Genomic DNA, 11,461 nt, shown 5'->3' with positions numbered 1-11,461 from the left:
TCCCCTCCTCATGAAATTCGAGATAGTTGATAGTCATCTTCATAATCCAGAATACTGAATAACTTCAACCTTAATCCTGTAAATTCCCCTGGATAAAAAAGTACGATAGGCTTTTTGTACCCTTTACTTGAAATAGCTTTTAATAATTGGCTCGATCGAAGAAAAGGATGTGCTGTACCAACGCCAGTAATGAAAATCAACTCTGCTTTTTCTGTCATATCTTTGAATTGCTGAATCATTGTATTACCCTCGTTAAGAATTGGCTCGATTACATCATTTAACCCAGCTAGACCTTCCTCTTCAGCCACTTCATACAATTCTTCCATTTCATCCTCTTCAAAAAAGGAGAGTAAAAATTCAAATAAGTTCACTTCTTTAATATTCACTTTGGTACGTTTCAACATGTTTTTTAAATAGACACGTACTTGCAACTCATCTTGCGGGGGGTAATCCAGCACAAAATGAGGAATATCACTTCCAATGCCTTTAGGATTGGTAAAACCTTCCTGGTTGACCCTTTTTTCCATCTGCTCTAAACGTTCATAAGTCGATTTCATGATTTATTCACCTTCTCTAGGACTGTAAAAGAGTATAATAAAGGTTCATTCTTCTCAGAATACGTTCTTAAGGATTGAGTCATATGTATCGGATGTATTGAATATTTTGTTTGATCCACTTTTTCAATCATGTTGGCTTCTTTAAAGAACAAGTTTAATGACCTAATAAGACGCTTAACCGTTTCAGCTCTCCAGTTACGAACTTTTTCGTCTCTGTTAGCCTTTTCTTCAAAGAAATAATGAAAGTCATTAGCATACAACGACTCTTGAAGTTCATATTTATAGACGATTCTTTCCCAATAAAACTCTAAAGGGACGCGATATACCTGTAAAAAAGAATACAATGTCAAAGCTCTCCGGTCGTAATCTACTGCATTTAGAAAATGTTGCTGTAATTCATCACCTAAGACTGCTGCTCGTCTATAAACCATGTTAAATCTATTCTTTATACTGACTGGGCTTCGCAACTGGAATAGATTCTTCTCAGTTACTTCATCTAATATTTCAATCTTTGTTTTATTTTGCTTCATGAGTTCAATAACGATATACATCTCATGTTCTGACCATTTTTCTTTCGTAAAACCGGCCGAATATTGCATATTTTTCACCTACATTCTCTTTCCATCACATTTATCACGGTTGGAGAGAATTTTGTTTACGACTTCTAATCTTCGTTTACCGCATTGTTGCTTTAAGACTGTTGTAAAGTCCCCATTCTTTAAAAACTTAGTATCATTGTTGTTATAAAGAGTCTTTACTAGCCCCATCATTTGGTCTTCTTCAATCTCGTTATCCCAATATCGATCGATCACATGATTTATTGATGAAGCTAAGTCTCTTTGTGTTTTATGGAAGAGTTTAATCCCCACTCAATCCACCTCATTCGTCTTACTTTTTTTATACTTAGTTCTTATTTTATATATAGCCCTATCGTATTACAATAGATGTAAAAATAATTTGTTCATTACTAATATACTGTTTTCTCTTTTTTTATCCAAAACTTCCTCCCCTCTTAACTATCCACCGATAAAGAACGAAGGAAATCTCAAGTATTGGGAAAGTATAGCTACAGCGTTACAATTCAGAGCATAGAGGGATAATAATAAGTTAATCTAAATCATTTCATTTATCCCCTATACCTAACCGTAAGTCCCTTCAAAAAGCTCCGCGCAAACTTATCCCCACAATCCTTATAATGCTTATGCCCCTTCTTTCTTAATAAAGCACTCAGCTGCCCCTTTGTCACAGGAACTCCTGCTTTATCAAAGATATCAAGCATATCTTCACTCGTCAGCTTAAGAGCAATCTTCAACTTCTTTAACATAACATTGTTGATCCACTCATCCCCTGAAAGCGCTGGGCGCTCCGGTTGGCCTGGTTTCGGTTCTTGCTTGCCTCTTTTATAAATAATCAATCCATTTAAGAAGCGCTCTACCGTTTCATCATCGACCGTCTCTTCCGCTTCCTCCAGGTCACTATCATTTGGTTTAGTAAGCATTTCACCTACTTCTTCTTTTGTTACCGACATGTCACCGAGTTTAAAGATCTCGACCATTTCGTCATTCTTTAAGTCGAGCGCATATCGCAATCGGATTAATCGATCATTGTTTATCATTGTAAAGACCACCTTCATTTATAAAACAAATCCCGAGAATGGACAAACTCTCGGGACTCTTGTCTTTTGTATTATTTTCTTTTCAACCAAGCTACATTCTCAATATGACCGGTCTGTGGGAACATGTCCACTGGCTGTACTTCCTGGGTCTCAAATCCACCGTCTTCTAGAATGCGAAGGTCGCGGGCTAGTGTTGATGGGCTGCAAGATACATAAACGATTTTCTCTGGCTGCATCTCAATCATCGCCTTCAATAGCTCTTCATCGCAGCCTTTACGCGGTGGATCGACCACGATCACATCAGGATCAAGGCCCTGGCTCTTCCACCACGGGAATACTTTCTCGGCTTCACCTACGAAGAACTCAGCATTGTTCATCCCGTTCAGTTTTGCGTTTTTCTTCGCGTCCGTCACAGCTGGGGCAACGATTTCTACTCCGTATACCTTCTTCGCTTGTTGAGCTAGGAAGAGGGAAATCGTACCGATACCACTGTAGGCGTCGATGACCGTTTCATGGCCTTTTAGGTCCGCATAGGCTAGAGCCTGGTCATATAATTTCTTCGTCTGAACCGGGTTGACCTGGTAGAACGATTTTGGTGAAATCTTGAACTCGATATCGCCAATACGATCGACGATGTAGTCGTCTCCGTATAAGACAGTCGTTTTGTCGCCTAAAATGACGTTTGTTTTCTTCGAGTTGACGTTGTGGACAATTGATTTCACATTCGGATACGTCTCACGGATCTCTTCGACAATTTGTTCAGCGTATGGCAACTGCTTCGTACGAGTCACCATCACAACCATCACATCACCTGTTGTCTGGCCGGTGCGGACCATAATGTGACGCAGGACGCCGCGGTGCTTTTCTTCATTATACGCTTCAACGCCGTACTTCTCCGCAATGCGGCGGACAGCTTCGACCATCCGGTTATTGTGCTCGTCTTGAATCATGCATGTATCCATTTCAATGATTTCGTGGCTACGTTTACGGTAGAAACCGGCTTTCAGGCGCTCGCCGTCTTGTCCGACAGGGATCTGCACTTTGTTGCGGTAGTACCACGGATCTTCCATCCCGATCGTTGGGTGGACGGGGACGTCGCTTAAGTGCGCGATCTTATGCATGGCGTCTTTGACTTGCTTTTGTTTCATATCAAGCTGCAGCTGGTAGCTCATATGCTGAAGCTGACAGCCTCCGCACTGCACATAAACGGGACAAGGCGGGTCGACGCGGTCCTGGCTTGCTTCTGTTACGTCTAGTAGTTTACCGAATCCGAAGTTCTTCTTTACTTTAATCACTTTTACTTTTCCTGTTTCACCTGGTAGAGCATAAGGGACGAAGAGCGGGTAGCCGTCGATCTTGCCGACGCCATTTCCTTCGTGCGTTAAGTCCTCGAATGTCACTTCGATGGTGTCATTCTTCTGTACCGGTGGTGCTGGCTTAGACATTCACATCTTCCTTTGCCGTTCAGATTGCTGAATGGAATCAGCTTAATGTTCATTAGTTTTACCATTTCCGAAAGGAATCAAACAGAATAACAAACGACTCTGAATCTTGCCATTGTGACAAAATCCGAGCCGTTCCTTTTCCTTATTCCTCGTCCCATCGATCTCTTGGGAGAAAGAATTCCAAGTGGCGATATAAATTGACAAATTCCCCGGGCAATAATCCGCCATATTCCCCGTCAATATTTAACTGCATCTTCTCGTTCGTATGAACTTTAATGCGGTTTGCTTTTGTATAGATCACGTTCGGGTCACTGATGTGATTCCCTTTCATCGCAAGTGAAGCGAGACGAATCAGTTCAGCCAGATTGACGCGCTTAATGATCAGCAAATCAAACATGCCATCATCCATCTCCGCATCTGGTGCTAGCTTCTCTAATCCACCAACTGAATTCGTGTTCGACACGAGAAATACCATCACTTCGCCTTCGAAGTACTTCCCATCATATTCGATCTCAACAGACGTTGGACGAATGGAAGGGATCATTTCAACGCCCTTCAGATAATAAGCGAGTTGCCCCAGCATCGTTTTTAATTTACTTGGAACCTCATACGTCAGTTCCGTTAGTTTACCGCCACCTGCGATATTCATAAAGTACTGGTCGTTCACCCGGCCAATATCCAGCTCTTTTGAGAATCCATCCAGAATCACATCAACTGCTTTTTTTACATTACGCGGAACACAAAGCGCTCGCGCAAAGTCGTTCGTCGTTCCGACTGGAATAATCCCGACTTTCGGGCGGTGTTCATGTTCAGCGAGACCATTAATGACTTCATTAATCGTCCCATCTCCACCTGCTGCAACCACCACATCAAACTTACGCTCTACGGCGATTTTGGCTGCATTGGTTGCATCTCCAGCGCACGTCGTTGCGTGTGTCGACGTTTCATAACCTGCTTGCTCAAAGCGTTGCATGATATCAGGGAGCTCTTTTCTTACAGCTTCCCTGCCTGACGTGGGATTGTATATAATTCGAGCACGTTTCATAGGTCCTTCCCCCATCCAAGCCTGTTTTTCCTTACATCATCATAAACCTTTTTCATTCATTTGAAAAGTTTTTCCTATTAGGCTTATTTTCCTTTTTACAACCCACACAAAAGCACGCTGTAGCAGCGTGCTTTCATGCGATGTTTATCTTTTTTAGCGCTTATCCATTTCTTCAACGATAATCTTGTTCACCATTGGTGGATTCGCTTGTCCTTTAGTCGCTTTCATCGTTTGACCAACAAGGAAGCCTAGCGCACGGTCTTTTCCGTTCTTATAGTCTTCAATTGATTGCTGATTCTGATCAAGTATGCCTGTGATGATCTCACGTAGCTGTCCTTCGTCAGAAATCTGACCCATGCCTTGGTCTTTCACGTATTGTCCTGGCTCTGTTCCATTTTCTACAGTTTCAGCGAATACTTTCTTCGCGATCTTAGAAGAAATGGTGCCATCTTCAATTAGCTTAATGACCTTAGCAAGATTAGCAGGTGTTAACGCAACGTCTGATAGTTCTTTCTGTTGCTTGTTCAAGTAAGCTGATACTTCACCCATCATCCAGTTTGATGCTTGTTTCACATCTGCCCCAGCATCAATTGTTTCTTGGAAGAAGTCAGATAGCTCTTTATTGTTTGTAAGAACCATTGCGTCGTACTCAGGTAAGCCAAGTTCATTAATGTAACGAGCTTTACGAGCATCTGGAAGCTCTGGAATCTCAGCACGGACGCGCTCTTTCCAGTCTTCGCTCACGTAAAGAGGTACAAGGTCTGGCTCTGGGAAGTAACGGTAGTCATCCGAACCTTCTTTGACACGCATCAGGATCGTTTCTTTCGTCGCTTCATCGAAACGGCGCGTTTCTTGAAGGATCTCGCCACCTGATTCAAGTACTTTCTGCTGACGCTTTTCTTCAAACTCTAGTCCTTTTTGAACAAAGGAGAAGGAGTTTAAGTTCTTAAGCTCAGTTTTCGTACCGAATTCTTCCTGACCAATTGGACGGATCGAAATGTTCGCATCGGCACGAAGAGAACCTTCTTCCATCTTACAATCAGATACGCCAGTGTATTGAATGATGTTCTTCAGTTTCTCAAGGTATTTATAAGCTTCTTCAGGAGAAGCGATGTCTGGCTCAGAAACGATCTCAACAAGCGGTGTACCCTGACGGTTGTAGTCGACTAGGGAATAGCCGTCGTCACTGTGCGTTAATTTACCAGCATCTTCTTCGATATGAAGACGCGTAATTCCGATACGCTTTGTCTTGCCGTCTACTTCGATGTCGATATACCCATTCTCACCGATCGGCTGATCAAATTGAGAGATTTGATACGCTTTCGGGTTGTCCGGGTAGAAGTAGTTCTTCCGGTCAAACTTTGTATGAGTAGCGATGTCGCAATTTAATGCCATCGCAGCTTTCATTGCGTAATTGACAACCTCTTCGTTTAGGACAGGCAGAACACCTGGGTACCCTAAGTCGATTGGGTTCACGTTTGTATTCGGCTGGTCACCGAACATGTTCGGGCTCGGGCTAAAGATTTTAGAAGCTGTCTTTAGCTCAACGTGTACTTCAATACCAATAACTGTTTCAAAGTTCATTACTTCGCACCTCCCAGGCTTGGCTTTTGTGTATGGAAATCAGTCGCCTGTTCGTAAGCATGTGCTGCACGGTAAACCGTTGCTTCATCGAAGTGCTTACCAATAATCTGAAGACCAATTGGAAGTCCATCTTTAGAGAACCCACATGGTACAGAGATTCCTGGAACACCTGCAAGGTTTACAGGGATCGTTAGGATATCGTTCGCATACATCGTTAGTGGATCTTCTGTCTTCTCGCCTACTTTAAAGGCTGGTGTTGGCGTTGTTGGTCCAATGATGACATCGTAATCCGCTAGTACATCGTCAAAGTCTTTCTTGATGAGCGTACGAGCTTGTTGTGCTTTCTTATAATATGCATCGTAGTAACCAGAGCTTAGCGCAAATGTACCAAGCATAATACGACGCTTCACTTCGTCACCAAAGCCTTCACTACGGGATAGTTTGAACATATCAAGCATATTCTCAGCATTTGGAGAACGACGACCATAACGAACACCATCGAAGCGTGCAAGGTTAGCAGATGCTTCAGATGAAGCTAGTAGATAATACGTAGAAAGAGCATATTTAGAGTGAGGTAGTGTAACTTCCTCCCACGTCGCGCCCATATCTTCGTATACTTTTAGAGCTTTTTGAACGGCCTCTTTTACTTCCTCAGAAACACCTTCAGCAAGGTATTCTTTCGGTACACCGATCTTAAGGCCTTTTACATCACCTGTAAGAGCTTCTGTGTATTTTGGTACTTCAATGTCTGCAGAAGTAGAGTCCATCTGATCAAGGCCTGCAATCGTCTCTAGAATGTACGCATTATCCTCAACCGTACGAGTTAATGGACCAATTTGATCTAGAGAAGATGCGAAAGCAATTAGACCGAAACGAGACACACGGCCATACGTCGGTTTAAGACCTACAACACCACAATACGCTGCTGGTTGGCGGATGGAACCACCTGTGTCAGAGCCTAATGAGAACGGCACTTCACCTGCTGCGACCGCTGCTGCAGAACCACCACTAGAACCACCTGGTACATAGTCTGTATTCCAAGGGTTACGGGTTGCATAGTAGCTTGAGTTTTCATTGGAAGAACCCATTGCGAACTCGTCCATGTTTAACTTACCAACGTTAATCGCTTCAGCGGCATCAAGCTTTTGCACAACGGTTGCGTCATATAATGGATCTGTTAGGTTATCTAAAATTTGGCTGGCAGCTGTAGTACGAAGCCCTTTCGTTACGATGTTATCCTTTACACCAATTGGCATACCGAATAATAGGCCGCGTCCTTCTGGCGTACCTCTTAATTCATCTAATTCTTTCGCACGAGCACGAGCAGTTTCTTCATTTAACGTAATGAAGGCTTTCACGTCTCCGTCTACTTCGCTGATGCGATTATATGCTTCATCCAGAAGATCATTTACGCTGATCTCTTTCTTATGTAGCATTTCTTGAAGATCTGATAATTTATAATCAAAAAGAGACATTCGTCACCCTCCTATTCCAAAATAGATGGTACACGGATTTGACCATCTTGCGTTTCTGGCGCATTCTTAAGCGCTTCTTCTTGTGTAATCCACTTCTTCGGCTCGTCCTTACGCATTACATTCTTAAGGTCCTGAACGTGTGTCGTAGGCTCGACCCCTTCTGTATCCAACTCGTTTAATTGCTCCGCAAACGAAATAATATCATCCAACTGTTTCGTGAAACGCTCCGCTTCCTCTTCAGAAACGTGTAAACGCGCTAAATGAGCCACGTGTTTCACTTGCTCTTTACTAATTCTAGACATCCTTTAACCTCCATTCGTATCGAACATCACATAATAATGATAATACCAAAAACTAAGGGATATAATCAATCTTCCTGCTAAGAAAAGCAACCAGAAAAGCGCAGGCGGGGTGAGAATGAGGAAGTCCGACGTAGACCCCACACTATCTGGCGACAAAATGTTTATCCCTATACTATAACGGAAAGAGCTATAAAAAGAGCCCCTTCTTAAAAGAAGAGGCTCTCATCAAACAATTAGCTATTTGCTTTATCAAATTCAGCTTGAATTTCTTTAGATGGTCCGCCACCTGCTGCGCTAAAGATAATAGCAACAACTGTACAAAGGATAAATCCTGGTACAATTTCGTAAAGACCGAAGATATTTGTCCAGTCTTTACCTTCAACAGGGTTTAACCAATCTCCCCAAACAACGACTGTAGCAGCACCTACAAGGATACCAGCTACCGCACCGTTACGAGAAAGACCTTTCCAGAACAGGCTTAGGAGAATGATTGGACCAAATGCGGCACCAAATCCTGCCCAAGCGTAACTTACAAGCTCAAGTACAGAGCTTTGTGCACCGTATGCTAGAGCAATCGCTAATAGGGCGATCACGGCTACTGAAATACGACCAACCCATACAAGTTCACGCTCAGAAGCGTTCTTGCGTAAGATTGCTTTGTAGAAGTCCTCTGCTACTGCTGATGAAGACACAAGCAGCTGAGAGTCAATGGTACTCATAATCGCAGACAAGATCGCTGCTAGTAAGATACCTGCAATAATAGGGTGGAACAAGATCTGTGAGAACGCAATGAAGATCTTCTCAGCTTCAGTTGAGTCCGGGATCATGCTTAATCCATCTTGTTGAACGATTTTAACACCTAAGTCAGCAAGCTCTCCTGCTGTACCGCCATTGGCTACATAAGCGATACCTACAAGACCTGTGAAGATTGCGCCGTAAAGACCAAGAATCATCCAAGTCATACCGATGAAACGAGCTTTTGGCACGTCTTTAGGAGAACGTAACGCCATAAAACGAGTTAAGATGTGCGGCTGTCCGAAGTAACCAAGTCCCCAGGCAAGGGATGAGATAACACTTAAGACTCCAACACCTTTAACCATATCAAGACGCGTTGCATCAATCTCACTTACCATGGTTACAACTTCATTCCATCCACCAAGTTCGCTGATTGCAACGATTGGTACAGCAAGTAAAGCAACAAACATCAGAATTCCCTGGAAGAAGTCTGTCCAACTTACCGCAAGGAAACCACCTAAGAAGGTATACGAGATAATAACAATCGCACCAATCCAAAGGGCTTGGTTATACCCCATGTCAAAGGATGCAGCAAATAATTTAGCTCCACCTACCATACCTGAGGATGTGTAGAAGGTGAAGAAGAATAAGATTACAAGTGCGGAGATCACACGTAAAATATGTGATGTATCATGGAAGCGATTTTCTAAGAAGTCCGGTACTGTAATGGAATCGTTCGCAACTTCTGTGTAGACACGAAGGCGACGTGCAACAAACTGCCAGTTTAAATAAGCACCAATGGCTAGTCCAATCCCAATCCATGCAGCAGATAGACCTGAAGCATAAACAGCACCTGGTAAACCAAGCAATAGCCAACCACTCATATCAGAAGCCCCTGCACTTAACGCAGCAACACCTGGTCCTAAGCGTCGACCACCTAACACATAATCGGATAGGTCATTTGTCATTCTTGATGCAATAACACCAATTAAAAGCATTCCTAATAAATAAACGATAAACGTAATTAACGTAGCTATATTCATTAAGTTCTATTCTCTCCTTCCAGTAAATAAAGTAATGGTTGATAGGATAATTAATAACGGCATGGGAATAAAGAGCCACATCCATGTTGCAGTTGTTAACATTCGACGCCCCCTCCTTTTCAATGCATTTTATATACAATACCATACATTTTTCTTATAATTCTGACAAGTAATGTATGGTAAGCATAAAGAATTCGCAATTGATATACAACAAGTACTATAACATAAAGAAATTATCAGAACATTGTGATTAATAAGTTCTTCGTATTATTTTGTATTATTATACATCATTTTGTTGCATATGTAATAATATAAATAGAATTGCCTATATGTATTCATCATAATTTATAAAATTAAATCTAGAACTTTTGTCATTTTTATCTTTTTTTAGAAAAAAATCCTAATAGCGACATTTGTATTTCTTACAGCTATTTTAATTACCCTTTCTCATGAGAAATAAAACATCTTTTTTTAAATTATAAAAGAAGCCCAGATCAATCTCTGAGCTTCTTATTCTAGTTATTCACCTTTCAATGCCTGCACAAAATCCTCTTTTAAATCTTCTATATCTTCAAGTCCAATAGATACCCGAACAAGTCCGTCCGTAATTCCTAATTCAGCCCTGCGCTCACTCGGAATAGAAGCGTGAGTCATTTTTGCCGGAACAGAGATCAAGCTCTCTACAGCGCCTAAACTTTCTGCTAGTGTAAAGTACTTTAAGTTCTGTAACAGCTTCTCCGCATTCTCATCACTTCCGACATCAAAGGAAATCATGCCGCCTGCTCCTCTAGCCTGGAGGGCATGGATGTCGTGCCCAGTATGGTCTTTTAAACCAGGGTAATAGATCGTTGTCACTTCCGGGTGTTCTTGAAGGAACGATACAAACGCGTGGGTATTCGATTCGATTTCTTCCATACGAATGCCTAACGTTTTAATTCCTCTCATTAGTAACCAGGAATCTTGCGGTCCTAATACCGCGCCTGCTGAGTTCTGTACGTAATGCAATTCCTCTGCTAGCTGTTCGGAGTTCACGACAACAAGGCCTGCTACCACATCACTATGGCCACCCAGATACTTTGTTGCGCTATGAAGCACAATGTCCGCACCCTTCTCAATTGGGTTCTGCCAATAAGGAGTACTGAATGTATTATCAACGATAAAAGTAAACCCTTTTTCTTTCGTGAGACGAGATACTGCTTCAAGATCTGTAATCTTAAGCAAAGGGTTCGTTGGCGTTTCTACATACACCGCCTTCGTATTTGGACGAATGGCCTCTTCAATCTGATCAACATCAGAAGTATCTACAAATGTCACATCAAGGTTAAAACGACTAAGCACACCAGAAAGAAGGCGATAAGTTCCTCCGTACACATCATCCGTTATGATAAGGTGGTCTCCACTCTTATACATCATAAGAATAGACGTAATAGCAGCCATTCCAGACCCAAATGCAAATCCGGCATGCCCACCTTCTAAGTCTTTAATCAGCTCTTCTAGTGCATGTCGCGTTGGATTTCCTGTTCTCGAGTACTCGTATCCTTTGTGTTTCCCGACGCCGTCTTGTTTGTACGTACTTACCTGATAGATCGGAACAGAAACGGCCCCTGTTTGGTCATCACCTGTAATACCACCATGTATTAGTTGTGTTTTCCTTCTCATA

General features: G+C 42.3%; 11 protein-coding genes. All 11 read right to left on the bottom strand.

The features are described from left to right. Positions 1–8 precede the first annotated feature (8 nt). The 11 genes from QNI29_RS02135 to QNI29_RS02085 all read right to left on the bottom strand — a co-directional run bounded on the left by QNI29_RS02135 (position 9) and on the right by QNI29_RS02085 (position 11,460). The gene (locus tag QNI29_RS02135; protein ID WP_231419113.1) at positions 9–557 is read right to left on the bottom strand and encodes a BREX protein BrxB domain-containing protein; all 549 of its coding nucleotides are present in this window, start codon (positions 555–557) and stop codon (positions 9–11) included. Continuing rightward, positions 554–1,156, bottom strand: a complete 603-nt coding sequence (locus QNI29_RS02130) for a DUF1819 family protein (RefSeq protein WP_231419112.1) — start codon at positions 1,154–1,156, stop codon at positions 554–556. Before QNI29_RS02130 ends, QNI29_RS02135 begins: the two co-directional genes overlap by 4 nt. Before the next feature lie 9 nt (positions 1,157–1,165). Continuing rightward, on the bottom strand, positions 1,166–1,426 hold the full coding sequence (locus QNI29_RS02125) for a TIGR04540 family protein (protein WP_231419111.1): 261 nt from the start codon (positions 1,424–1,426) through the stop codon (positions 1,166–1,168). A 257-nt stretch (positions 1,427–1,683) separates the two neighbouring features. Continuing rightward, entirely contained in the window at positions 1,684–2,172 is a 489-nt protein-coding gene (locus tag QNI29_RS02120; protein ID WP_231419109.1) for a YehS family protein, read from the bottom strand. A 71-nt stretch (positions 2,173–2,243) separates the two neighbouring features. Beyond that, positions 2,244–3,617: a 23S rRNA (uracil(1939)-C(5))-methyltransferase RlmD gene (rlmD, locus tag QNI29_RS02115; protein ID WP_231419107.1), complete on the bottom strand. Its 1,374-nt coding sequence runs from the start codon at positions 3,615–3,617 to the stop codon at positions 2,244–2,246. A gap of 142 nt (positions 3,618–3,759) precedes the next feature. Continuing rightward, entirely contained in the window at positions 3,760–4,662 is a 903-nt protein-coding gene (locus QNI29_RS02110) for a diacylglycerol kinase (RefSeq protein ID WP_231419105.1), read from the bottom strand. Positions 4,663–4,815: 153 nt separating this feature from the next. Continuing rightward, on the bottom strand, positions 4,816–6,246 hold the full coding sequence (gene gatB, locus QNI29_RS02105) for an Asp-tRNA(Asn)/Glu-tRNA(Gln) amidotransferase subunit GatB (RefSeq protein ID WP_231419104.1): 1,431 nt from the start codon (positions 6,244–6,246) through the stop codon (positions 4,816–4,818). After that, the gene (gatA, locus tag QNI29_RS02100; RefSeq protein WP_231419102.1) at positions 6,246–7,721 is read right to left on the bottom strand and encodes an Asp-tRNA(Asn)/Glu-tRNA(Gln) amidotransferase subunit GatA; all 1,476 of its coding nucleotides are present in this window, start codon (positions 7,719–7,721) and stop codon (positions 6,246–6,248) included. Before gatA ends, gatB begins: the two co-directional genes overlap by 1 nt. 11 nt (positions 7,722–7,732) lie before the next feature. Beyond that, positions 7,733–8,023 (bottom strand): Asp-tRNA(Asn)/Glu-tRNA(Gln) amidotransferase subunit GatC, encoded by a 291-nt coding sequence (gene gatC / locus QNI29_RS02095; RefSeq protein ID WP_231419096.1) that lies wholly within the window; start codon positions 8,021–8,023, stop codon positions 7,733–7,735. A gap of 233 nt (positions 8,024–8,256) precedes the next feature. Continuing rightward, positions 8,257–9,801, bottom strand: a complete 1,545-nt coding sequence (gene putP / locus QNI29_RS02090; RefSeq protein WP_231419095.1) for a sodium/proline symporter PutP — start codon at positions 9,799–9,801, stop codon at positions 8,257–8,259. 519 nt (positions 9,802–10,320) lie between these two features. Beyond that, entirely contained in the window at positions 10,321–11,460 is a 1,140-nt protein-coding gene (locus QNI29_RS02085) for a bifunctional cystathionine gamma-lyase/homocysteine desulfhydrase (protein WP_231419093.1), read from the bottom strand. Position 11,461: the final 1 nt, after the last annotated feature.

Origin of the sequence: Pontibacillus chungwhensis (assembly GCF_030166655.1) — a bacterium.
Taxonomy (GTDB): Bacteria; Bacillota; Bacilli; order Bacillales; family BH030062; genus Pontibacillus.
This window is presented reverse-complemented; position numbering and strand designations above follow the sequence as displayed.

Coding starts and splice junctions, on each gene's coding strand:
- rlmD (WP_231419107.1), bottom strand. CDS start 3,617: ATGTCTAAGCCAGCACCACCGGTACAGAAGAATGACACCATCGAAGTG.
- gatC (WP_231419096.1), bottom strand. CDS start 8,023: ATGTCTAGAATTAGTAAAGAGCAAGTGAAACACGTGGCTCATTTAGCG.
- gatB (WP_231419104.1), bottom strand. CDS start 6,246: ATGAACTTTGAAACAGTTATTGGTATTGAAGTACACGTTGAGCTAAAG.
- putP (WP_231419095.1), bottom strand. CDS start 9,801: ATGAATATAGCTACGTTAATTACGTTTATCGTTTATTTATTAGGAATG.
- QNI29_RS02110 (WP_231419105.1), bottom strand. CDS start 4,662: ATGAAACGTGCTCGAATTATATACAATCCCACGTCAGGCAGGGAAGCT.
- QNI29_RS02135 (WP_231419113.1), bottom strand. CDS start 557: ATGAAATCGACTTATGAACGTTTAGAGCAGATGGAAAAAAGGGTCAAC.
- QNI29_RS02120 (WP_231419109.1), bottom strand. CDS start 2,172: ATGATAAACAATGATCGATTAATCCGATTGCGATATGCGCTCGACTTA.
- QNI29_RS02130 (WP_231419112.1), bottom strand. CDS start 1,156: ATGCAATATTCGGCCGGTTTTACGAAAGAAAAATGGTCAGAACATGAG.
- QNI29_RS02085 (WP_231419093.1), bottom strand. CDS start 11,460: ATGAGAAGGAAAACACAACTAATACATGGTGGTATTACAGGTGATGAC.
- gatA (WP_231419102.1), bottom strand. CDS start 7,721: ATGTCTCTTTTTGATTATAAATTATCAGATCTTCAAGAAATGCTACAT.